Origin of the sequence: Shinella sp. 838, from assembly GCF_029623935.1 — a bacterium.
In the GTDB taxonomy this organism is placed as follows: Bacteria; Pseudomonadota; Alphaproteobacteria; order Rhizobiales; family Rhizobiaceae; genus Shinella.
Genome location: NZ_JARSBQ010000024.1, coordinates 1 through 22,971 on the forward strand (window position 1 = coordinate 1; position 22,971 = coordinate 22,971).

Annotated in this window: 20 protein-coding genes and 6 pseudogenes; 15 read left to right on the plus strand and 11 right to left on the minus strand. The window is 59.4% G+C overall.

All coding sequences use genetic code 11. The features are described 5' to 3' along the window. Nucleotides 1-89: 89 nt before the first annotated feature. A pseudogene (gene istA, locus P9A16_RS33370) lies at nt 90-692 on the minus strand (IS21 family transposase); the annotation flags it as partial. 202 nt (nt 693-894) lie between these two features. On the opposite strand from istA, the gene P9A16_RS33375 reads away from it, so the two are divergent. From P9A16_RS33375 to P9A16_RS33410, 8 genes are read left to right on the plus strand one after another with little or no spacing between them, the layout of a single operon-like run. After that, nucleotides 895-1,539: a GntR family transcriptional regulator gene (locus P9A16_RS33375; RefSeq protein WP_023515828.1), complete on the plus strand. Its 645-nt coding sequence runs from the start codon at nt 895-897 to the stop codon at nt 1,537-1,539. Nucleotide 1,540: 1 nt separating this feature from the next. Beyond that, nucleotides 1,541-2,464, plus strand: coding sequence for a dihydrodipicolinate synthase family protein (locus P9A16_RS33380; protein WP_272790517.1), 924 nt, complete (start codon nt 1,541-1,543; stop codon nt 2,462-2,464). After that, on the plus strand, nt 2,464-3,249 hold the full coding sequence (locus tag P9A16_RS33385) for an SDR family oxidoreductase (protein ID WP_023515830.1): 786 nt from the start codon (nt 2,464-2,466) through the stop codon (nt 3,247-3,249). The genes P9A16_RS33380 and P9A16_RS33385 overlap by 1 nt, the downstream gene beginning before the upstream one ends. 2 nt (nt 3,250-3,251) lie before the next feature. Continuing rightward, nucleotides 3,252-3,950, plus strand: a complete 699-nt coding sequence (locus P9A16_RS33390) for a type 1 glutamine amidotransferase (protein ID WP_278026453.1) — start codon at nt 3,252-3,254, stop codon at nt 3,948-3,950. Nucleotides 3,951-3,973: 23 nt separating this feature from the next. Continuing rightward, entirely contained in the window at nt 3,974-5,017 is a 1,044-nt protein-coding gene (locus P9A16_RS33395; protein WP_024270699.1) for an ABC transporter substrate-binding protein, read from the plus strand. Between the two features lie 4 nt (nt 5,018-5,021). Then, nucleotides 5,022-6,152, plus strand: a complete 1,131-nt coding sequence (locus P9A16_RS33400) for a M24 family metallopeptidase (RefSeq protein WP_023514372.1) — start codon at nt 5,022-5,024, stop codon at nt 6,150-6,152. Nucleotides 6,153-6,154: 2 nt separating this feature from the next. Beyond that, the gene (locus tag P9A16_RS33405; RefSeq protein WP_272790518.1) at nt 6,155-7,819 is read left to right on the plus strand and encodes an ABC transporter permease subunit; all 1,665 of its coding nucleotides are present in this window, start codon (nt 6,155-6,157) and stop codon (nt 7,817-7,819) included. Next, nucleotides 7,816-8,814, plus strand: a complete 999-nt coding sequence (locus P9A16_RS33410; RefSeq protein WP_272790519.1) for an ABC transporter ATP-binding protein — start codon at nt 7,816-7,818, stop codon at nt 8,812-8,814. The genes P9A16_RS33405 and P9A16_RS33410 overlap by 4 nt, the downstream gene beginning before the upstream one ends. Nucleotides 8,815-8,826: 12 nt before the next feature. Here P9A16_RS33410 and P9A16_RS33415 read toward each other — a convergent pair. After that, nucleotides 8,827-8,996 (minus strand): annotated as a pseudogene (locus tag P9A16_RS33415) (IS630 family transposase); the annotation flags it as partial. Between the two features lie 896 nt (nt 8,997-9,892). Here P9A16_RS33415 and P9A16_RS33425 point away from each other — a divergent pair. Beyond that, a complete protein-coding gene (locus tag P9A16_RS33425; RefSeq protein ID WP_272790520.1) occupies nt 9,893-10,279 on the plus strand; it encodes a lysozyme inhibitor LprI family protein in 387 nt (128 codons plus the stop codon). A 140-nt stretch (nt 10,280-10,419) separates the two neighbouring features. After that, on the plus strand, nt 10,420-11,133 hold the full coding sequence (locus tag P9A16_RS33430; RefSeq protein WP_272790521.1) for a DUF6683 family protein: 714 nt from the start codon (nt 10,420-10,422) through the stop codon (nt 11,131-11,133). A gap of 62 nt (nt 11,134-11,195) precedes the next feature. Here P9A16_RS33430 and P9A16_RS33435 read toward each other — a convergent pair whose 3' ends face one another. The 5 genes and pseudogenes from P9A16_RS33435 to P9A16_RS33455 form a co-directional block, all read right to left on the minus strand. Then, nucleotides 11,196-11,756, minus strand: a complete 561-nt coding sequence (locus P9A16_RS33435; RefSeq protein WP_278026454.1) for a hypothetical protein — start codon at nt 11,754-11,756, stop codon at nt 11,196-11,198. 245 nt (nt 11,757-12,001) lie between these two features. Next, a pseudogene (locus tag P9A16_RS33440) lies at nt 12,002-12,483 on the minus strand (alpha/beta hydrolase); the annotation flags it as partial. 364 nt (nt 12,484-12,847) lie between these two features. Next, nucleotides 12,848-13,264, minus strand: coding sequence for a DUF5615 family PIN-like protein (locus P9A16_RS33445; RefSeq protein WP_050746638.1), 417 nt, complete (start codon nt 13,262-13,264; stop codon nt 12,848-12,850). Next, complete coding sequence (locus P9A16_RS33450; protein WP_130521163.1) at nt 13,261-13,914, minus strand: DUF433 domain-containing protein; 654 nt, start codon at nt 13,912-13,914, stop codon at nt 13,261-13,263. Before P9A16_RS33450 ends, P9A16_RS33445 begins: the two co-directional genes overlap by 4 nt. Before the next feature lie 326 nt (nt 13,915-14,240). Further along, nucleotides 14,241-14,693: a helix-turn-helix domain-containing protein gene (locus P9A16_RS33455; protein WP_130521160.1), complete on the minus strand. Its 453-nt coding sequence runs from the start codon at nt 14,691-14,693 to the stop codon at nt 14,241-14,243. A 72-nt stretch (nt 14,694-14,765) separates the two neighbouring features. Here P9A16_RS33455 and P9A16_RS33460 point away from each other — a divergent pair, with 72 nt between their 5' ends. Beyond that, entirely contained in the window at nt 14,766-15,962 is a 1,197-nt protein-coding gene (locus P9A16_RS33460) for an MFS transporter (protein WP_130521158.1), read from the plus strand. A gap of 74 nt (nt 15,963-16,036) precedes the next feature. Then, nucleotides 16,037-16,525, plus strand: a pseudogene (locus P9A16_RS35865) (hypothetical protein); the annotation flags it as partial. Here P9A16_RS35865 and P9A16_RS33470 read toward each other — a convergent pair. Next, nucleotides 16,500-16,799 carry a hypothetical protein gene (locus P9A16_RS33470; RefSeq protein ID WP_130521167.1) on the minus strand — a complete coding sequence of 100 codons (300 nt, stop codon included), beginning with the start codon at nt 16,797-16,799 and terminating at the stop codon, nt 16,500-16,502. The pseudogene P9A16_RS35865 and the gene P9A16_RS33470 overlap by 26 nt on opposite strands. Next, a pseudogene (locus tag P9A16_RS33475) lies at nt 16,799-17,032 on the minus strand (transposase domain-containing protein); the annotation flags it as partial. The gene P9A16_RS33470 and the pseudogene P9A16_RS33475, both read right to left, overlap by 1 nt. Before the next feature lie 306 nt (nt 17,033-17,338). Here P9A16_RS33475 and P9A16_RS33480 point away from each other — a divergent pair. Beyond that, nucleotides 17,339-17,518 carry a hypothetical protein gene (locus P9A16_RS33480; RefSeq protein ID WP_130521156.1) on the plus strand — a complete coding sequence of 60 codons (180 nt, stop codon included), beginning with the start codon at nt 17,339-17,341 and terminating at the stop codon, nt 17,516-17,518. After that, nucleotides 17,505-19,574 carry a recombinase family protein gene (locus tag P9A16_RS35870; RefSeq protein WP_278026455.1) on the plus strand — a complete coding sequence of 690 codons (2,070 nt, stop codon included), beginning with the start codon at nt 17,505-17,507 and terminating at the stop codon, nt 19,572-19,574. The genes P9A16_RS33480 and P9A16_RS35870 overlap by 14 nt, the downstream gene beginning before the upstream one ends. 27 nt (nt 19,575-19,601) lie before the next feature. Here P9A16_RS35870 and tnpC read toward each other — a convergent pair. Both tnpC and P9A16_RS33495 read right to left on the minus strand, forming a co-directional pair. Beyond that, nucleotides 19,602-21,029 (minus strand): annotated as a pseudogene (tnpC, locus tag P9A16_RS33490) (IS66 family transposase); the annotation flags it as partial. Nucleotides 21,030-21,622: 593 nt separating this feature from the next. Next, on the minus strand, nt 21,623-22,030 hold the full coding sequence (locus P9A16_RS33495; RefSeq protein ID WP_130521152.1) for a VOC family protein: 408 nt from the start codon (nt 22,028-22,030) through the stop codon (nt 21,623-21,625). Nucleotides 22,031-22,106: 76 nt separating this feature from the next. On the opposite strand from P9A16_RS33495, the gene P9A16_RS33500 reads away from it, so the two are divergent. After that, complete coding sequence (locus P9A16_RS33500; RefSeq protein ID WP_130521150.1) at nt 22,107-22,724, plus strand: TetR/AcrR family transcriptional regulator; 618 nt, start codon at nt 22,107-22,109, stop codon at nt 22,722-22,724. Nucleotides 22,725-22,971: the final 247 nt, after the last annotated feature.

Here is a 22,971-nt window from a genome sequence, read left to right on the forward strand (position 1 = left end):
GACTCCCATCAAGGCCAGGAGCGTGATCGCTCCAGCGATAGGCCGGATAGATTCACGCATCCAATGCCGAGTGCCGCCAAATGTTCATCTCGCCCGGGAGGCGTCCATAGATTATCGTAAATGCCGCGACCCGGCACACCGCCAAACACACGGAACCCGTGCCAATGAGCGTCGAAGAGCATCTCGTGCGTTTGTAGCAGGTAGGCCCTGACCAGAAACGCCCGGCTGTGTGATAGTTTGATATGGGCGACCTGCAGCTTCGTGCGCTCGCCGCCTATCACGGCATAATCTTCGCTCCAATCGAATTGGAACGCTTCGCCTGGGCGGAAGGACAGAGGAATGAATATGCCGCGGCTCGCTGTCTGCTGCTCAGTCCGCCAGTCACGAGCGAACGCGGCGACCCTACCATAGGAGCCGGTAAAGCCGAGAGCCATCAGATCGGCATGAAGCTGCTTCAATGTTCGGCGCTGCTTGCGCGACCTCCCGGCCTCGGTCTTCAGCCAGCCAGAGAGTTTGTCTGCAAAAGGATCAAGCTTGCTCGGTCGTTCCGGAACCGTGAACGTCGGCTCGATCGTGCCGGCACTCAAATACTTTGCGATAGTGTTGCGTGACAGCCCCGTGCGCCGGCTGATCTCCCGGATCGACTGCTTCTCGCGCAGCGCCATCCGACGGATGATGTTTAAAAGTCCCATGTGGATCACTCCGTTGCCCCCGTCGCTCACCGCGTTGGGGGAAGGTTCACATGGCTCAATTCTCAATGGAAATTATGCGCCTAACCGGCTCAGTTCTGCGTGGAAACCAACACCCAAACTTAAAACCGGAATACAATTTGACTCGGCATCCATTCAGTGTTCATATGGGATATTATTGGTATACCAAGCGGACGCCAGGGCAATGCAGAATGAAGAAGACACCCTCACGCAAAGCGCCTTCGAAGAAATTCGGCGCATGATCGTTTCAGGGGAAATGCCGGGAGGGGCCGTCGTTACGGAGCGCGGCCTTGGTGAAAGGCTGGGCCGGTCCAGAACGCCCATTCGCGCCGCGATCGGTCGGCTTGAGGGGGAAGGGTATCTGCGTCGGCACGGGCGGGTGATCCTGGTCGAGGGTGTTGCCGTCGAGGACATCATCGAGATCCTCAATGTTCGCCTGTTCCTTGAAGTCGGTGCGGCCAGGGAGGCGGCCGGCAGGATGAGCAAGGAGACTGTGACGGCGATCCGCAATGCCATTCTCGACATGCGCGATCCTTCAGGCGTCGTGCCGGCGCTCCACTGGAGTGTCGATGACCTGATTCACCTTTCCATTGCCGAGGCCTCCGGAAACAAGCTTCTGGCCCGTATGGTCGTTGAACTTCGTGATCGTACCCGGATGTTCGGACTCTCGCGGATACCGTCCCGCTTTGAAGCCGGCAAGGAAGAGCACCTTGCGATCATCGACGCGATAGAGGCGGGGGATGGCCAGGCAGCGGCCGAGGCGATGAGCCGTCATCTCGAAAACGCGCGGGCCGGAATTGTTCAGGCATTGTCGAAAGGAAGACTTTAAGATGGCCTTGCTGTCAGAAGCTGCCACGGGCGTGTACATCATCGCGGTCACGCCGTTCACGGAAACGGGCGCTCTCGATTACGAGAGCCTTGATCGTGTAACGGACTTTTATCTCCAGGCAGGCGCTTCCGGTATCACCGTCCTCGGCATGATGGGCGAGGCGCCGAAGCTCTCCGCGGCCGAGAGTCTCGATGTCACCCGGCGGGTCGTCGCGCGCGCGGGCAAGGACGTGCCGGTTGTCGTGGGCGTTTCCAGCCCGGGCTTCGCGGCCATGCGGGAACTGACCGCTGCGGTGATGGATGTCGGTGCGGCGGGTGTCATGGTGGCACCGCCGGGCACGTTGCGCAGCGATGATGCCATTCTCGGCTATTACCAGATGGTTGCGAGCACGCTTGGCGAGGACGTCCCTCTGGTCTTGCAGGATTTCCCCCTGGTGACGAGCGTACAGATCACGCCGAAGGTGATTACGCAGATCGTGAAGGCGGTTCCGAGCTGCGTCATGCTCAAGCACGAGGATTGGCCCGGGCTTGCAAAGATCACGGCACTCAGGGCGGCGCCGGATGCACGCCGCATCAGTATTCTCGCAGGCAATGGCGGGCTGTTCCTCCCGGAGGAACTCGACCGCGGCGCAGATGGCGCGATGACGGGCTTTGCCTATCCCGAAATGATGGTCGATGTCTGCAAGGCCCATGCGGCCGGGGATCGGGAACGCGCGCGCGATATCTTCGATGCGTATCTGCCGCTTGCCCGATACGAGCAGCAGCCGGGGCTTGGTCTCGCCATTCGCAAGCACGTCCTGGCCCGCCGTGGTGCAATCGCATCTCCAGCGCTGCGCCAACCCAGCGCGAAACTGAGCGCCGCAGATATTGCCGACATAGAAACGCTCATTGCCCGGCAGGAGCGCCGTCTGGGAGGACTCGGCTGATGGATCTCGGTCTTGAGGGAAAACGCGCCCTTGTGCTCGGCGCCAGCCGGGGTCTCGGTGCGGCAATTGCTCAGTCCCTGGCAAGTGAAGGCGCCATCGTTTTCGCGGCAGCAAGGCGCGAGGACGCGATCGTCGAATGGCGCGCGCGGCTTGCCGAACCGGTTGCGGCGCGAGTGGAAGCCTGCTCCTTAGACCTTTCGGACAGGGCTGCGCTCGATGCATTTGCAGACCGCCTGTTGGCCGAAGGCGGTGTCGACATTCTCGTCAACAACGGCGGCGGACCGCCGCCCGGTGCGGCGCTCTCGGCTCGCCTCGATGACTGGCAGGCCCACTTTTTGGTCATGGCGGCGCACCTGTTCCACCTGACCGGCCGCCTGTTGCCGCCGATGATGGACCGGAAATGGGGCAGGGTGATCACGATCGGCTCTTCCGGCATCGAGCAGCCGATCCCGAACCTCGCGCTCTCCAACGGCATTCGCACTGCCGTGCTCGGCTGGTCGAAGACCCTCGCGAGCGAGGTGGCTGCCAGCGGCATCACCGTCAACGTGGTCTTGCCCGGCCGGATCGACACCGAGCGGGTCGGGGAACTCGACACGGCGGCCGCAAAGCGGCTCGACCGCCCTGTGGAGCAGATACAAGCGAACTCGCGGGCCGCGATCCCGCTGGGGCGCTACGGACATCCGCAGGAATTCGCCGATGTCGTGACGTTCCTTGCGAGCACGCGCGCCAGCTATGTCACCGGATCCAAGATCCGCGTCGACGGGGGACTTATCAAGGGAATTTGATCATGAAGCGGACACTGCTTTTCCTGCAGAACGGCACCGAGTGCAAAACCGTCTCCAAGCTTGAGGATACATTCGCAAGCCACGGTCTAGATATCGATTATCGCTGGGCCTACGATGGCGACTTCCCCAACGATCTAAGCGCTTATTCCGGGATATTCGTTTCCGGCAGCCCCCATGGCGCCTACGAAGATATTCCTTTCATCCATCGGGAGCATGAATTGCTACAGCAGGCCGAGCGGGCAGGCATTCCCATGCTCGGTATCTGCTTCGGCAGCCAGATCCTCGCCTCCGCGCTGTGTGGCCGTGCTCAGGTCTTCCGGCGTTCGTTCTGCGAGGTCGGCTATAAATGGCTGAACGTGTCGGAGGCCGCAGCGAGCGACCCCATAGCAAACTCCCTCGGCGACCAGGTCTATATGTTCGTCTGGCACAATGACGAGGTCGCCGCGGCTCACCCCGACATGACAATCCTCGCCTCCACCGATCTTTGCCCCAACCATATCTGGCGATACCGCGACCGGCCGATCTGGGGGATTCAGGGACATCCGGAGATCTCCCGCGAACAGGCGGCGATCTGGTTCGAGGAAAACAGGAGCACCCTGGAGAAGGATGGCGCCGACGTCGAGCAGCTTAAGCAGGCCGCTGACGATGTCCTGCCCGCCAAGACGATGATTACGAAATTTGCTCGTTACTGCCTGGCCTGAACACATCATTGGGAGGAAACCAAGTGTCTAGAAGCCTGTTGTTGGCGGCTGTGGCCGCCGCTGGAATGCTCATCGCTTCCACGTCGCATGCAGAGGAATTCGTCTTCTCCAGCTGGGGCGGGACCTATCAGGAGGCGATCACGAAAGCGTGGATCGATCCGTTCCACGAAAAGACGAGGATCGATGTCGTCCAGGATACGAATCCGGAAATCGCCAAGATAAAAGGCATGGTCGACACCAACACCGTAAGCTGGGACGTCGTGACCGGCGGCGGGGACGCCCTTTCGCGCGGGAAGGCCGAAGGGCTGTTCGAGGAAATCACGCCGGAAATGGTCAATCAGGATCATGTTCTTGCAGAGGCGCGCCATCCCTATGGCGTTCCGTCGGAAATCTTCTCGACAGTCATCGGCTTCTCGACCGAGCAGTTCCCGGACAGCGGGCCGCAACCGCAGACGTTCGCGGACTTCTGGGATGTCGCAAAATTTCCCGGAAAACGCGCGATGCCGGACAGCCCTTCCGAGGTTCTCGAAATCGCGCTGCTTGCCGATGGCGTACCCGCCGATCAGGTTTACGCCGTGCTCGATACGCCGGAAGGTGTGAAGCGGGCCTTCGACAAGATCGCTGAGATCAAGCCGCATGTGTCCGTCTGGTGGTCTAGCGGCGCACAGCCCGTTCAGGCGCTGGGCAGCGGAGAGGTGACCATGGCGATCGGCTGGAATGGCCGGTTCCAGGGTGGCATCGACGAGAAGTTGCCGATCAAGATGACCTGGGGCCAGTCGGTTGCCCAGGTCGGTTATTTCATGATCGTCAAGAACGCTCCCAACAAGGATGCGGCCGTCAAGTTCCTGAACTACGTCGTTTCCCCGGAAGCGCAGGCGGAATTCAGCAAATATGTCGCCTACGGCCCGATCACCGAGAGCGCCATGGCGCTGATCGACGACGAAAGAAAGGCACGGCTGCCGTCGACGCCAGACCGTCTGAAGGGTGCGCTCTTCCTGAATACGGCCTGGTGGGGAGAGCACGCCACCGCAATGACCGAAAAATACACGGCACTGCTGCAGGACTGAGATCATGGTACAGACGAACTACTGGTTTTCCCGGGACGAATTCGCGTCCCGGGTAGCTCGGGTCCAGGCCGAGCTGAAGAAGGACGGCTTCGACGCCTTCCTGGCTTTTCTCCCGGAAACCGTCACCTATCTCACCGGTTTCTTTACGCGCGGATATAGCTCGTTCCAGTTCGCGATCATTCCGGCGTCGGGCGATCCGGTCGTGATCTGCCGGGATGTCGAAGAGTATTATCTCGATTCCACCTGCGTCTTCCCGGGGCGCGCCATGTGGAACGATTCCGATGACAAGTCCCGGGTGGCCGCTTCCGCTATCACGGCTTGCCTCGGGGACAGTCCGCGCCTCGCGGTCGAAATGGGCGCCTGGACACTTTCTGCGGCCCGTCTTTCCGGCCTGCAGGCTGCGCTTCCGAAATCGAGCTGGGTGGACTGCAGCCGGCTGGTTTCCTCCATGCGGCTGATCAAGTCGCCGGCTGAAATCGCCTATCAGCGCAAAGCGGCGGCCGCCGCCGAAGCGGGCATGCGGGCGGGCATCGAGACCGCGAAAGCCGGTGCGAGCGAGCGGGATATGGCAGCAGCCATCTGCGCGGCGATGATCCTCGCGGGCAGCGATTCCCCAGGCCCTGGCGTGCTCTCCTCCGGCGAGCGGGCTTTCCACCTTCACGGCGGCTATACGGATAGGGTCCTGCAGCACGGCGATATCGTGCAACTCGAAACGACGCCGAACCACCGGCGCTATCACGCACGCTTCATGCGGCCGATGAAGGTCGGAGGCGCGACTGACGAGGACATGCGGACGGTCGAGCAGCTCATCGGGATTCAGGACGAAGCGCTGGCCCAGGTCGCCCCCGGCGTGGAAGCCACGGTGCCCGACCGGATCTATCGTGAAGGCGTCCTGTCGGCCGGGTTGCGGGAAACCTACACCAACAAGACGTTCTATTCCGTCGGATTGCTGCTCGAGCCGAATGGCGGCGAGCCGCTTGAAGCCGCGCCCGGATGCACCTGGAGCTTCGCACCGGGCATGACCTTCCATACCTATGTGCTGGCAAAGGGCTTCGGGATGTCCGAAACGATTGCGATCACCGAGACCGGCTACGAGCGCCTGACGAACTTCCCCCGCCAGCTTTTCGTGACCTGACCATGATGACGACGGTAGCACGCAAATCGACCGCGCCTGCCTTGGGGCTTCTGCCCCTCGGCATCCTTCTGCTGGTCTTCTTCATCTGGCCTGTCGTCACGCTTCTCGGGTTGAGCTTCGGCCAGGATGAGTTCACGCTCGACTCCTATCGCCACCTTATTAATGTGCCCGTCTATCGCGCGGTGCTTGTCAACACGTTCACGATCTCGGCGATGGTGACGGCGCTTTGCGTGCTCTTCAGCTATCCGCTGGCCTATCTCATGGCGACCGTCAGCCCGCGCGTCCTGCGCCTTCTTCTGCTGGCGGTCGTATTGCCCTTCTGGACGAGCGCGCTCGTGCGCACGACGGCCTGGATCGTCATCCTTCAGCGCAATGGCGTTCTCAACGAAGTCCTGGTTGGAAGCTCGCTGATCTCCAATCCTCTCCCCTTTGTCTACAATCTCTCCGGCGTGCTGATCGGCATGACGCATGTCCTGATGCCATTCGTCGTGCTCCCGCTGTTCGCCGCCTTTCGATCCGTCGACCGTTCCGTGATTCAGGCGGCCGAGAGCCTCGGCGCCGGTCCTGTCCGGATCTTCTTCAAGATGCTACTGCCGCTCACTGCGCCTGGCGTGCTGGCGGGTGCCACGATCGTCTTCATGAACGCCATCGGCTACTACATAACGCCTTCGCTGATGGGCGGCCCCGGCCAGACGATGATCGCGCAGATGATCGACTTCAACATTTCCAAGCAGCTCAACTGGGAGCTCGCCTCCGCCCTTGCCGTCGTCCTGCTCATCTCGACGCTGATCGTCTTCTTCCTTTTCCAGAAGGTTTTCGGCCTCGACCGGCTGATGGCCCCGGGCGGTTCGGGCCGGGCCGGGGAGAGTTTCGCCGGCAAGGCGAAGCAACGGTCCATGGGGGGGCGCGTCGCGGTGGCCGCCGGCATACTCGTCGCCGTGTTTCTCATCCTGCCGATCCTCTTCGTTTTCCCGATGAGCCTTGGGGCTTCGCCCTTTCTCAGATTTCCGCCGGAAGAATATTCCCTCATCTGGTATCTGAACTTCTTCTCCAACGCGAAATGGCTGACGGCGCTCCTCAATTCATTGAAGGTGGCGGCCATCGCAGTCACCTTGTCGATCGTGTTGGGCACGGCGGCGGCGATCGCGCTCAACCGGATCGACAGCCGGTTTCGCAAGGTGATCGAGACCTATTTCCTCTTGCCGATGATCATCCCGACCATCATCGTTGGGGTAGGCCTTTTCTATTTCCTCGCGCCCCTCGGTCTCATCGGCGGCGCGCTCGGACTGGGACTTGGCCATGCCGTCCTTGCCAGCCCCTATGTCTTCCTGACGGTTCGCGCCGCGGTCCAGGGTTTCGACACGAACCTGGAGCAGGCGGCCATCGGGCTCGGCGCCTCCTGGCCGATGATGTTCCGCAGGGTCATGCTGCCCGCCATCGCTCCGGGGATCGGCGCCGGCGCCGTCTTCGCCTTCATTACGTCCTTCGACGACGTCGTGCTGGCGATCTTCCTCACGAATGTCCGAAGCCGGACCCTACCCAAGCTGATGTACGAAGGTGTCGCGCACGAGATCGATCCCACGATCATCGCCGCATCCGGACTCATCATCCTGCTGACCGTTTTCACGCTTGGACTCAACATGATCCTGACACGGAGGTCACATTGACTTTTTCAAGTCTCGGTAAGCCCGTCGGTATTTCGGGTATCGTAAAGAACTACGGCGCGCTCCGTGCTTTGGATGACGTCACGCTGGATGTCGGCGCGGGAGAATTCTGTAGCTTGCTGGGTGCATCCGGATCCGGCAAGACCACCTTGCTGAAAGTGATCGCGGGCTTCGAGGCGATCGATGCCGGCCATCTCCGGATCGGGGACCGGGATATCGGCCGGGTGCCGGTTTCGAAGCGCAATATCGGCATGGTGTTCCAGAATTATGCGCTGTTCCCGCATATGAGCGTGTTCGACAACGTCGCTTTCGGATTGGAGACCAGGCAGACGCCTCGATCCGAGTTGCGCGAGCGGGTCGACGAGACGCTCGCCATGGTTGGTTTGACCGGCTACGAGGAGCGCCTGCCGAGACAATTGTCCGGCGGGCAGCAGCAGCGGGTCGCGCTTGCGCGGGCGCTGGTCATCCGCCCGGATATCCTCCTGATGGACGAACCGCTCGGCGCGCTCGACAAGAATCTGAAACAGTCGATCCAGCTTCAGTTGAAGGCATTACATCGCCGTGTCGGGATTACGGTGATCTATGTCACGCACGATCAGGAGGAGGCGCTCAATCTTTCCGACCGGATCGTTGTCATGGATGCAGGCCGTGTGATCCAGGTGGGAACGCCCCAGGATCTGTATTTTAAGCCCGTCAATCGATTCGTCGCGGGCTTCCTGGGCGACTGCAACGTCTTCTCACGCGAGGACGGGAGCTGCTATGTCGTGCGCCCGGAACATCTGAAGGCTGGCACCCTTGCGCAGGATTGCGAGATCCGGCTCGTTGCGACCTTGACGGATGTCATCTTTATAGGGACCGGCTTGAGATTGATCATGTCGATCGGAGACGAGACGGTTATGGCTATCGCTGATATGCGTCAGCAGCCAGAGATTCCTCCGGCTGGCGATAAAATCTGCATAGGCTACAGTATAGAAGACGTCCTCCCTGTTACAGTTTAGAGCACCTCCGGTTCAATCCGGTTCATATTCGGAGGCCTTGAAGTAGTTGGCGCATTCGACGGGCGTGAAGAGCTCGATAATGAACTGACGGCATTCCAGGGGGGTATGGTTCGTGCGGCCCTTGCCCGTATTATCGCCTTGAGCTTGGCGAAGGCGTTTTTGATGGGATTGAAGTCTGGGTTGTTGATTGCGGGAGCCTTGCGCCGCCAAGCAAGCCGATTGAGGACGTCGACCACATGCTCCCCGCGCAGGTGCGGACCAACCTCGATTGCCAGCGCCTTACGCGTATGGATCTCGATCACCGTCAACGCCTGGAACGTGCGGACGATGGCCATCCACATAAGAGGATGATTGGCGGCTTCTTGCCAGCGTTTGTCTCTTCGGATGAAGGCCTGGGCGCGTCCTGCCATAATTTGCGCGATTTCAGTCGTTCAGTTCGTCGCCTCGTCCTCGACGACTTGGTGTGCAAGTGTGGGATAGATGCATATAGAAGACCGTTAAAAAGAGAGGAGAACGCATGAAGCGAAAGATTGTGCTCTCTGGCCTTTCATTCGCGGTGTTCACGAGCCTCTCGGTTTTGCTGAGCCCGTTGAAGGCCGCCCCCAGGGAGTTGAATCCCACTTTAGAGCCCGTGCAATATATCGATCTGGCGCGAGAGGCTTTTCGGACCGGAAGGAAGGAGGATGCGACATTCGTGCCCTATGTAGGACAGCTTCGCTATTGTGCCTAGCTTATCGCAAATCCTCCACTTGATCCAAGTCGGAAGCCCGCGCTGTTCGCTTCACTAATGGGAGTGGTGGCCCTGCCGATAAACAAGCATGAATTCGGTGATGTGGAGGAAGCGGTCGGGTTAATTGACGAGGCATTGGCGTGGGACGCGGCGAACCCGGACAGCTCGATTCCGAAAACTGCTCACGAACGCAGACGAGCTGGTTTGATGAGCTTGAGAAAGAAGATGTCAGAAAACTCCAGGTCGATCTAGGATCAACGTGAGGCTAACAGCTTAGAGAGCCGTTAGCCGGCTGAACAAGCCGTCTTTCCTATCTCGAGCCGGGAAATTATAAGTTGGTTGAATTTTATGAATAGATTATTGATCTCGTTTTCTTTTTTGATACTGCTGCTTGGTCAGCCCGCCATCGGGCAGGGGGCTTCAGAAGAAGAAAGAAATTGTATCGATCGGTCTGGTGGCGTTACCAGTGAAATGCTCAAGTGTGTGACGCTTTCGTACCAAACGGCCGACGCGAGTCTCAACAAGGCTTGGCTGGAACTATCTCCAAAGCTGGATTCCTTCCAGAAGAAAGCATTTCGTGAAGCCCAGCGTGACTGGATCAGCTTTCGCGATACGACATGCGCTGCGGAAGCCGTGCTTCAAACAGGCTCCTTTGCCAGCGTCGCATTGATCGATTGCAAGGCTCGCCTCACTTCCGAGAGGCTTCGCTGGTTCGAGTCTGCCCAGCCAGGCTAGAAACCACAAACGACAAGTAAACGTTGCCTGTAGATACCAGAAGCGGGCCGTATTGCAGGGCGAAGCTCTGCGAGCCGGAGAACGGTTAAATTGGAAACGCCGTAGTTCCAATAGGAACAGTTCGAATATTGGAGGATGGAATGCTCAGAACACTCGTGTTCGCATTGATTTTCAGCTTTTCGACGTCGTCGCCCAGCTTTTCACAGGACTACCCGTTCCAGGGACTTGCGGCGGACATTGCCATGAACACCCTGCACAACACCTTGTTGAATGCCTCTATTCGGTCGTCGCTTGAGGAGGGGGAAAGTGGCGCCGCCGAGGATGCTGCTTATCTGACCCGTTACAGGTCCAACCCGCAAGTCAGCGCCAGGGCGGAAGGTCAGTTTCTTGCCTTCGTTGAGAAGACCAGCGGTCCGGCGGGTGCTGCGGTCGTCAAGTTGGAGTTCGACAAGAGCAGTCCCGTCAAACTGTGGGCTGGCCTTGTTTCCAAGGACGGCCTTAAGCCAGGCGACGCGGTAGATGCGGTTGCCGCATACTGGATCCTCAATTGGATCATTGCCAATCAGGCACATGATGAGGAGTTTTCAACCAAGCCCGTACTGGATCAGGTGCGTGCCGCGTTGATGGGCAGTCCTCGATTCAGGAAACTGAGCGAAGCGCAGCGTCAGGAACTCTCGGAGGTGTTGATGATGAACTTCCTGATCCAGCAGGCGGTCTATAGCCAGGCCGTCACCACCGCAGACACCAGGATGCTCGAACAACTGAGCAGTGCAGCAGTACAACGCTTCTCCAACGAGGCTGGGACAGACCTGCGAAGGATCAAGCCTACACATGCAGGGTTTGTCACGAGATAGTCTGCTAGTTGGGGCGTGCCCCACCAGGCGGTGGCTGGCACTTTGGGAAACGCTATCAGCAGCTAACGAGTGGCGGCTGCGCGAAATGCCCGATCAAAAGCTGAACGAGCCGGACGCGAAAGCGCCGCCACCGCTTCATTCAACCACTCCTCGATCTCCTGCCCGGCTTTCGGCTCCGGGCGGCCGGCTCCCTTACTGAAGGCCTGGATCGCTTGAGGATGCTTGCTGAGCGCGTATGAAACGCCTCCCGTGAAAAAGCCAACATCTTCTGCCCCAGGCCACCAGAGGCTTCCATCCTTTCGTTCAGCTCTCGCCAGGGCGTCTGGATCCGCCACCAGTGCCGCCCATTGCTTTCCCAGACGATTGGCTTGACCATCAGTCAACATGGACGACGTATATTGTCGTAAAGCCCTACCTGCTCTGAAGTCCTCAAGATAGTTTGCAACGCCGAGTGGATCATTGTCGACAGCTAGCGCCTGATTTTCGAGGTCTTCCAGGCCAGGCTTTCCCGCTGCCAGAAAGATCTCACCTGAAAGGCGTTGCGCTACGGTAGGTGTAGCTTCGAAATGAAAGAGCGTCACAAAGGCCAAAATCGCCACTACCTTGCCGCGGATCATCGTCATCCTCGCCTGTCCAAGTCCCCTGCCTACGGTCGACTCATTTCGCCAGCGAAAAACAACCGCTAAGCCGATAATGGTCAAGTTTGGATATTTTGTGTGGTGCCGTGAGCGTGCTGCAACCGTCGCCCTTCCTAACGGAATCCACCCGGCGGAATTATGTCCGCCGGACGCTTCGATATGCAGGCGAGGGATCGCGAATGGGATTTTGCTGCGGCGTTCATGCCTGTGTCAACGGCGGAGTAAAAACCGGCCTCGGGCCTCAGCGTGCCGGCCGCGCTTGGCATCTCATCGGGAAGTTCGCCTTCCGAGAAGATGAAGCCGCTGTCAGGTTCGAGAGCGGCGATCCCCTCGACGTTCTCGCTCTTAATCGCCGTCAGCCAGCCCGGCCCACCGGCCTGCTAATGCGAGAACAGGATGCCGGGGCCAGTCTTTGCGAACAGGGCTGCCATCGCATCCGAGATCACGCCGGCATCGTAGGGGCCGGTGTTCGGCGTCACTGAGCGGAAGAACTGGTCGAGCGTCTCCGGCTTGCGGTGAACTGGACGTTTTCGAAGTAATCCGGCCCCTTGCCGATGCGGAATTGATCGAAGAGCAACTGGTCGAACGAAGCGGGCTGGACCGTTGCGGCGACTGTGCTGTTGCCGGCGCGGCCACGAGGCGGCTGATCGACGGTATAGACCGGGAAATGTCGGCGCAGGAACATCGTCTGGAGGCCTTCGCGCCCATCCGGTATCCATACGCCGTGAACCGCGGAATTTTCTCGCGCGTGTGGGGCATTGCTGACGTATGATGGGGCTATTGTTTCAGGCGGCGATCTGAGCGGCGTCTTTTTCGGCCTGGCGCAGGTTCAGTTTCAGCACCTCCTGCACCCGCAACGCAAGGGATGGAAACCCACACCGCATGTCCATATGGCCCGTTGCAATCCACACGAGCCGATGCCATTCCGCGATTAGATGTATCGGGATGCGTCTTTAAGGTCAGCTTCATAATTGGCAACCGCCGTTCCGGCGTTTCTCTCACCTCGTCATCGTGAACATCGTCCGCTGATGCGTGAGCGGACTTTTCGGGATCCTCAAGTGAGAGATGACGGCTGCTCATTCGTTTGGCAGGGCGTAGCGAAGTATGCGCAGCTCGTCTTCATCCTCAAGTGAAACCTCCAGCACCTGGTTGATCAAGTCAGGCTCCGCCTCCAACTCCGCAAGGGCCTGCTCGAAGAGTTCGATCTGCATGTCTAAATCCATGCCGGGTGGGCCATTGAGGCAGATTAGCCCGGCATGGATGGCAACGTCTGCATACTGGCCCTTGGAACCGGGAGTGTCCTTTGGACCCCGAAAATCCACGGAGTTCTTGGTTACGAATGTCCAGTCACCCTGGAGGATGATCGGCTTCAGCTCCCAATCCTTGCGGCCGGCCAAACCTATCCAGACGATGTGGCTCGTTTCCCCATGACCTTTGCCGATTGCGAGTTTGGCAAGTTCCGGACTGAGGCATTCATCAATCAGAAATTTCATCCCGCCTTCCTGCGACGGGCGACACGGCGGTCGACGATGATAGTTGCGCCCTCGGGCAAATCGGAGGAGACGCGCGGCCGCCCACGAAGGGGGTTTGCCTCCGCGTAGATCGCAGCGAGACGCACCTTTTCCGCGTCAAGGCTTGGCCAAGTGTCCAGAATCTGCTCGATCGGGAGACCAGCCGCGGCGGAAGCGGCGACATCATAGACCGGAACACGCGTGCCATTGATGACCGGCGTGCCGCCTAAGATATCCGGCGATACCGCGACGAGTTCGCGAGCGGCCGCAAGATCGTCCAACCGCTTGCTTGTCTCCCGGACGAATGGAAGCAGGTCGATTGTCAGGAATTCGTCGTGTACAGTCCAATCCTCGCGCAGCAGCGCAGCCCAGGCGAGCGCCCGCGAGCGCGTGAGGCGCGGACCGACGGTCTTGATTGCAAAGAGCCGCTCCTCCGAGGTCAGGCGTCTGGCGCTCTCGAAGTAAAAGGCAATGAATGAGCACGCGCCGGCGAGAATGTGCCGGCCATTGTCGAGCGAGACAAACGCCTCTGGCAGGATATGTTCGTCGATGGCGCGGTTCACGTCGCGCAGGCTCACGCGCGAAACGACAGCGGCCTCGCTCGCCTTCAGCATTTCCGCAACCTCGGGCATATGGGCCTCCTGATTAATTCTTCCGATGGATCGGAATATATATTCCAGGCGCTACGATTACAAGATGTCGGGCTCGCGTTGGGCCATTCACACCTAGGCGGCGGCGTCGATCGCCTGGCTGCGGAGTGAAGACGAGAGAACATGATAGCCGACCGCCACGGCGATCTCCCGCACCTCTATTTATGTCCATGAAAGAACATTATAATGGACATTCAACGCGATGAGCTGCTTAGAAATGTGTAGGTCGCGAGTTCGGATCCCATCAAGAGCCCACGCATATATCCCAAGTGCCGGACAGAGCAGGTGCCGATCAGGATGCTTTGTGTTCACACCCGCTTGCGGGCAACAGAGTGCGTCATCTGCTTCCTGCGGGTACGTGACTGGTACTTTGTCCCGATGCGCATAAGCTTCTGGAAGGTCGGGCACTGCAGATGAGACGGGGCTGGGCAATCTGCTACATGCCGCATCATGGTCGCCAGCGCTCTGATTTGATCGGCGTTGCTTTCCAGCTCTGCAGCCCGAAGGTGCAACTCGTCGCGGGGAATGATGACGCTTCCAGTGCCGCGGCCACCGAACATCGGTCCGATCTCGTCGAGGGAAAACCCCGCCGCCCGTGCCATGTTGATCAGGGCCAGCCATTTGAGAACTGATGGATCATATTGACGACGCAAGCCCCGTCTTCCCACAGATTCGATGAGACCCACTTCCTCATAGTATCGGAGCGTCGAAGCAGGTAGGCCGCTTGCGCCGCTGACTTCGGCGATGTCCAGAAATTTCATACTTGACCTCAAGCGGACTTGAAGTCGTACCCTGCCTTTTTCCAGTGTGAAACGCAAGGAAAGCGGTGAAAGATGCAGCTGAGCAGACAAACGAATGCACTATCCATATGGCACGATCCACGTGCGCTCGCGTTGATGATCGCTGCCTCACTCACCGTGATGACGGCGGCCACGATCAGCCCTGCCTTGCCGGGGCTCGAACAGCAGTTTGCTGCCAACGAAACCAACGCGCTTCTGATCCGGCTGCTGGTCCCGGCACCTTCTTTGGCGGTCGTTCTGGTGGCGCCATTGTGTGGAGCGGTCGCTGATCGCTCTGGCCGCCGCCGTTTGCTGCTGCTGGGCTTGCTGCTGTTTATCGTATCGGGAAGTGCTGGCCTGATCCTGCCGACCTTACCGTTGATCCTGCTCAGCAGGATATGTCTCGGGATTGCGCTTGCCATGATCATGACGGCCCAGTCTGCGCTGATGGCAGACTATTTCTCGGGCGAGGCATTGCACGCTGTTTCAAGTGGTCAGGTTTCCGCGCGAAACTTCGGCGGTTTTGTCTTCATCGTGATTGCGGGGCTTCTTGCTTCGGTACAGCCGAGGCTTCCATTTGCCGTATATGCGATGCCAGCACTCGCTCTTCCGTTTTTCTGGCGCGTTATCGTCGATCCACCGGCTTTCAGATCGGCGGGCGAAAAGCCCGCACAGTCCAATTCCGGTGAAACGACGAAGGTCGTCTTCCTGCTCGCCTTTGGGCAAATGGTCTTGACGATGCTGTTTTTCGTCATGCCCACGCAACTGCCGTTCTTCTTGTCCAGCCGTGGCTATACATCACCGAGCATGACAGGAGCCGCCCTCGGAACGCTTATGGTCGCCGGCGGCATTGCTGCGCTTGGCTACCCTCGGGCTCAGGCCTTCTTCGGCAATGCCGGTGTCTGGGCGCTCGGTTTCGGCCTTATGGCGCTCGGTTTCGCAGCGCTCGTCGCGGGAGACACTACGACGGCGATTTTCTTGGGAAATGCTGCGGTTGGCGCGGGTTATGCGCTGGCAATTCCGGGATTTGTCGCTCTATCGCTCTCGCGGACGCCTCCAGGCCGCCGCGGACAAACCGCTGCGATTCTGACGGGATCTGTGTTCTTGGGTCAGTTCCTGTCCCCATTTCTTAGCAATCCATCGATTGAAACGTTTGGCTGGCGCATCAGCGGTCTTGGGCTGGCGGCCGCGCTAGGAACGGTTGGGGTTGTCTGTGGAGCGGTTTCGATACTTCGTACACGCAGTTCCTGAACACTTTTCATAAATGGAGCCCTGGTTGATTGCGTTTGTGGAGTAGTGCTGTGGACGCCTGCACTCCGGCGACAGGGACCGCGGATATGCCTGGTGAAGAGGTTTGGCTGGTCGGCGAGTGGCGTTCGAGCGGGGAGCGCAAATATTATCTCGCCAATCTGCCCGCCGATGCCACGCTCAAACGACTGGCCGGCGCGATCAAGGCCCGTTGGGTCTGCGAGCAGGCGCACCAGCAGATGAAAGAGGAGCTCGGCCTTGACCACTTCGAAGGCCGATCATGGAAAGGACTGCATCGTCACGCCCTGACGACGATGATCGCTTATGCCTTCCTCCAGTATCACCGCCTTCAGATCGCAAAGCGGGGAAAAAAAGAAGAGGCGTCAACAGAACGGACCACCTGAACCAACCCTGCCGGCATTCCGGCGCGCCGTCATCGCAGCCCTGACCTTGATAGAAGCGGAAATCCGATGTCCGCATTGCCTCCAAAAGATCGGCCGCCATCCTTTCAATGTATCCATCCGGCGAAGGCCGCGGGGTTTATGATTTCGGCTCGTCTGCCATGATGCGTTCGATCCTTGCAGGATCGCATTGCTCGTCCACAAGGAACTGTCGGACACCGCCATCCCAGGTGCGGATATCGGCGAGGAATTCCTTTAGACTTTCGATGCCCCGGTCGGTGAAGGTCGTGATGCCCTCTTCGCTGCCGTCATAGGCATGGATCATCTCGCCGTAGTCGATGTTGTCTGAGTTGCTGGCAATTTCCTGGACGAGTTCGAGGTTCTCGCCGATCAGCGTGGCGACGTATTCGATCGTGTAGACATGGGTCGGTCGCGCCATCAGGCCGCCATCTGCCGTACGCTGCCGGCGGCGGTCCAGTTCCACGGCAACAGTTCCGGCAGTCGTGACACGGGAAGGTTGGGCATGCGGGCGAGGACATCCGCCAACCAGGCCTGCGGATCGATATCGTTCATCTTTGCCGTGACGATCAGGGAATACATGAAGGCAGCGCGCTCGCCCCCACGCTGGGAACCGGCGAACAGCCATGCCTTTCTTCCGCAAGCCATTGCCCGTTCATTCTGCCCATGTCGGTCAGGAATTGGAGGTTCATTACCGTTGGCATCCCTATTTTGGCCGCAAGGTCAGCGTGCGGCGGGTAGAGCATCGAGCGACGGGCCAATTTCTTAAGGTGAAAGGTCCATCGGGTCTCGTAGTTTCGATGGCTGCCTGGATGCTTGATCCGGTGATTTGCGCCGGGATGACTTTGGGCGCGCAACAGGTCGATCTCTTGGCATTGTCCGATCTGAAGAGGCTGGTCACGGTAGCCGCTGCTCCCCCAAACTCCCAACGCGATAATGGAATCGCTTGGGAGAAAGTCGATGAAACAACACGACGCGCCCGCGCTGACCTCGGGCAGACAGATGAGCCTGATATTCGAGCCCCGCCGGGTGGACGGGATGAAAGAAGCGGACCGGGCGAAGGTCGTTTTGACGCTTGCCCAAGTCCTGATGCAAGCTGCCGGCATCCGAGTCGAGGAGCTTGCCGATGACAAGCGCTGATCTGCTCCCGGCGACCGTGCTCCAGCGTAAGGCGGTCGTCTATGTGCGCCAGTCGTCGCAGTCCCAGGTCATGACCAATCTGGAAAGCCAGCGACGCCAGTATGATCTGGTCGACATCGCGCGCAAGTACGGCTTTGCCGACATCGAGGTCATCGACGACGATCTCGGGCGATCCGCGAGCGGAACGGTGGCACGGCCCGGCTTCGATCGTCTGGTCGCGTGGCTCTGCGCAGGCAAGGTCGGGGCCGTTCTGTGCTTCGATGCGTCGCGGCTCGCGCGCAACGGGCGCGACTGGCATCATTTGCTCGAACTGTGCGGGCTTGTCGAAGCCCGCGTCATCGATCGTGACGGCGTGTACAACGCCTGCCATCCCAATGATCGCCTGCTCCTGGGCATGAAAGGCAGCATCAGTGAGTTCGAGTTGGGCGTGTTGCGGGCAAGGATGCTCGATGCCGCCAGATCGAAGGCGCGGCGAGGCGAGCTGCGCCTGTCGGTTCCGTTCGGCTATGTATGGCATCGCGAGGCAGGCCTGGGACTTGATCCCGACATCCGTCTGCAAGAGGTGATCCGGCTTATCTACACCCGCTTTCGCGAACTTGGCAGCGCCCGCCAGGTGCTGTTGTCGATGAAAGCCGAGCAAATCCACTTCCCCCGGCCTGCTGATGAAGGCCGCATGACGAACTGCGTCTGGCAGCCGATCCGCTACCGTAATGTGATCAGTGTGCTAAAAAATCCATTCTATGCGGGCGCTTATGTCTATGGCAAAAGCGAGAAGCGAACCTTAATCGTTGAGGGGCGAGCTCGGCGGACCTACGGACATTACAAGCCGGCGGGCACCTGGGAGGTGATGATCAAGGATCATCACGAAGGCTACATCGGCTGGGAGGAATATGAGCGCAACCAGAAGCAGTTGGCGCTCAATGCCTACGGTCGCAGAGATGGTGTAAAGTCGGGCCGTGGGGGCAAGGCGCTCTTATCGAGCCTTCTGACGTGCGCCCGTTGCGGCCAACGTCTGAGTGTTTGCTATAGGGGTGGCCCGATAAGCCAGCCGGCCTACCGCTGCGACAAGGGTAATTTGGCTGGGCTGCCTCGTTGTATGATCTTCGGTGCTCCGAAGATTGACACGGCGGTGGCACGAGAGCTGTTACGAGCGGTAGAACCCTTAGCGATCGAATCCGCGATCGAGGCGGAACGGATGCATCGGAAACAAGCAGATGATCAGCGCCAGATCCTGGATCTGGAACTCCAGCAGGCCCGCTACGAGGCCGGCCTTGCCGAGCGGCGCTACGCGGCATGTGATCCTGACAATCGTCTGATCGCCGCACAGTTGGAGAAAAACTGGGAAATCGCGTTGCGCCGCGTGCGTGATTTGGAGACGCGCCAGCCCGCCGAAAACCCGACGACCATCGCGGTTGATCCAGATGCTTTCGTCAACCTGGCGGAAAACCTGTCAGCGGCCTGGAATGCTCCTGATGTGACGATGCGCGCCCGCCAGCAGCTTCTTCGAACGCTGATCGCAGACATCATCGTCGATGTCGACGATGCCATACGCGATGTCGTGCTCACGATTCATTGGCGGGGTGGCCAGCACTCGGAACTGCGTGTTCGCAAGCCGCGCTCCGGCGAACACGGCAGCGCGACAGCCGAAGATGCACTGGAAGTCATACGCAGCATGGCGGGTCGCTGGTCAGATGAGGATATCGCCGCCACACTCAACCGAATAGGCTTTCCCACCGGCCAGGGAAAGACCTGGACAGCCCATCGGGTCCGCTCTGTTCGTTACGTGCGTGGCATCGATGCCTACCGTTCAGCGGACAAAAATGGCGAATGGCTCACGCAAGCAGAGGTCGCGAAAGCGTTGGGCGTCTCAAGCTATATGGTACGACGCCTTGTTTCCACAGGCGTTCTTCCTGCAGTCCAGGTTGTTCCGCGAGCGCCCTATCAAATCCGGGCCGTCGATTTGACGTCCGAGCCGGTCAGAGCGGCGATTGCCCGGAAAGGTCGCCCGTTGCGCGATGTTGACGCGGACACGCTTCCAATGTTTACAGACACTTAACGAAGGGGTGCATAATGAAACACGTCTCGCCACGCCGCGCAACGCTCTTTCCGCGCAATTGTTCGTCATGCAGATCCTGCCGTCGTCGGCATACCGGGCGAAGTCGGCCCAGCGTGACAGCACGTAGTCGATCGGCCCGGACACCGGCGACGAGCGCGAGAGGCTGGCCCGCTCGGCGCGCAACCATTCCTCCATATCGTTCAGCAAGGGCTTGCTCTTCTCCTGCCGGACGACAAGCCGCTCGGCCGCGCTCAGGCCGTTGATATCGCGCTCGATGGCGAACAGGGCATCGATGCGCTTCACGGCCTCAAGGGCTACCGGCGAGATCGGCTTGGCACCCTTGCCCCGCCGGGCATTGCGGGCGACATCGGCCAGTTCAAAGAACTTCCGGCGCGCATGGGCGAAGCAGAACGCGGGCGTTGCCGGCATCTGCCTCCTCGTCCGGTCGAACAGCGGATTGAAGCCGTTGTAGCAATCAGCCTGAAGGATGCCGCTGAAGTCGGCCAGATGCTTTTGCGGGTGTTCTCCGCGCCGATCGCTGGAGGCGTAGAAGACCGCTGCCGGCGGCGCAGGCCCGGCGAATGGCCGATCGTCACGCACGTAAACCCATATTCGCCCGGTTGTGCAATGGCCCTTGGCCAGGATCGGGATCGTCGTGTCGTCGCCGTGAAGCCGTTCGGCTTCGAACACATGCGTCTCGATCAGGTCGAAGACCGGCTTGAGGGCAAAGGCGACGTGTCCGACCTGATCGGCGAGCGTCTGGGTCGACAGGTCGATGCGCTCACATTTGAAGCGCGTGCTCTGGCGGTTCAGCGGGATGTGCTGCCCGAACTTGTCGAAGACGATCGTGGCCAGAAGGTTTGGGCCGATGAAGCCGCGCGGTGTGGCGTGGAAAGGCGCGGGAGCCTGGCTGATCGCCTCGCAATCGCGGCACGTGAACTTCTCGCGCACCGTCTCGATCACCTTGAATCGGCGCGGGATCTCCTCCAGCGTTCTGGTGACGTCCTCGCCCAGCTTCGATAGCCGCGATCCACCACAGCAAGCGCAGGCTGTCGGTGCGTCGAGGACGATGCGCTCGCACTCGATATCCTCCGGCCAGGGCTGGCGCACTGGCCGTTTACGCGTGAAGGCACGCACTGCCTGCGTTTTGGGCGCGGCCTCTTCGGCCGCCAGTTCGTCCTCGGTTGCCGACGCGGCGAGTTCTTCGAGCTGCAATTCCAACTGGTCGATCAGCCGCTGGGTGCGCTCACGACCCGGCCCGTGCTTGGCCCGTTCCAGCTTGCCGATCAGTAATTGCAGATGTGCGATCAGCACCTCGGTGCTCGACAACCGCGCCTTTGCATTGGCGGCTTCCGCCTCGGCCTGCATACGCGCCGCGCGCTCGGCCAGCAGCGCCGCATGGGCGCTGGTAAGGTCCGATGGCAGGCAAAGCGGCGGCAGAACAGAAAGACCCAGCGCTGAACTTCCACGCCGACACAAGAGTGTCGATCGGCGCTTCGAGAAGTCAGAAGTACGCGCAAAGTGGCGTTTATCAAATTGCCCTTCACCTTGGCGCGGCGTGACGAAGGATGCAGCCCAGGCACGACGTCTGTTGGCACTCGGGTCGATCTAAGAGGGAGGCTCACGTTCCGATGCCGCTCGCCTCGGCAACGTCACGTTCCAGATCGTCCGGGATTGGTTCAGCCGCACGGTGAGCACTGTCAGCGCTTGGCGGGTCTCCTCCGGCACCTCCGGCCATTGCGGCGTCCCTGCCGTCTTCCTCCGCTTTGGACCCTAGAACAGACGAACTGGTACGGACTGGTGAGGCATCGATATCTCTCCGGCTCGTTTCGTGAGAGACCAACGCTGCGTCCATTATCGCAGATTGCGATGAGGCATCGGCGGCTTCCAGTCGCTTTGCCACCGGCGGTCCAAAGTTTGGCCCCAGAGCAATCAATCTCCGGGGCGACCGCGTCAGCCAAAAAAGTGCAGGAGTTTTCAATAATGGCCAATGTAGGCAAACGCTTCGCCGAGCGACAACTTACGAGCCTGTAGATGCAGACAACCTACTACAGTTCAGACGACAACCGTCCCTCGCGTTGCGGCCTGCGGATAAATCGTTCCACAAGTTCATCGTTCCATTCTACATATTCAATATGAAGGCCATCAGCATGGCGCGCATATAGCATCCGTCCCGTCGGAACATTAACTATTGGCTGGGTTATGGTTGCTCCACTGGCAAGCAACTCTGCTTCGATAGCCTGGAGGTCGTGAACTATCACTGGGCCATGGCTATCCCGGATAGGAGCTAGCGATTCCTCAGTGCCTGCGACGACAAACATGTCTCCAATCCCCGCAAGGTCCCATTCGCCGAAGCGAAACCGTAAATGTGCTTGGCGGCCGTGGAGCCGCTCGAGTGCGACCAGGGTTGCATTGCAGTCGGTCGAAAACATCCGTGCATAGGTTTTGAGGATCATACGGCACCTTCTTTATTGATCACTATAGAACTATGCTAATTGACTCGCATTGGTCAATGGTTTTTTAGTGAGTGATATGAAACAGCTTAAAAACAAGGGCGGCCGTCCACGCGGCTTTGATCGGGACGAAGCAATCAAGACCGCGATGTATCTATTCTGGAAGCATGGATATGAGGGCGTCTCCTTAGTCATGCTGACAGAAAGTATCGGCGTAGCCCCTCCCAGCCTCTATGCTGCGTTCGGATCCAAAGCCGAACTTTATCGTGAGGCTTTGCACCGATACTCGATGATGGCCCAATTATCGCTTTCGCAGGAAGATGGAGTACGGCTTACCCTCGATGAGGCCGTTGCGCAGTTATTTGACAAGGTCATCGACAGGGTAACGTCCGAGCAAGGCGAGCGCGGTTGCATGATTTCATTGGGTTTGCTTACCAGTCATCCAGATCACAGCGATTTAAGCGAGGAGCTCGCGGCGCGGCGAGGGGACATGGCCGCAAACCTTGATCATGAACTTCGGTGCTGGTTGTCACCAACTCTTTCCGGGAAGGTTGCACGCTTTCTTTGCGCCGTCCTGCAAGGTATCGCCGTTCAGGCTAAAGATGGTGCGGCGGCACATGATCTTCGCGCGACGGCAGAGATTGGTCGCGCGGGGGTGACAGCAATTATAGAGCCACAACCGCAGACAACATCCTAATGTCCATTCTCTAATATGCCGCGTCCACCAGTTGCGCGTCGTGCGCAACGATCGTTTACGGGTCGGTGCGGCATCATAGTGAGATAGCATCCAGGGAAGGTAACAATCCGCGCGCGAGCTCTTCAATCGACGACCGCTGTGCTAACCGGTGGCCAGATGACAAAACCGCGATTGTTGAAACTCATCTTGCGCTCACCGTGGCGGTATCGTTACTGCATCACCTTGATGAACTGACGTAGGCACGTAC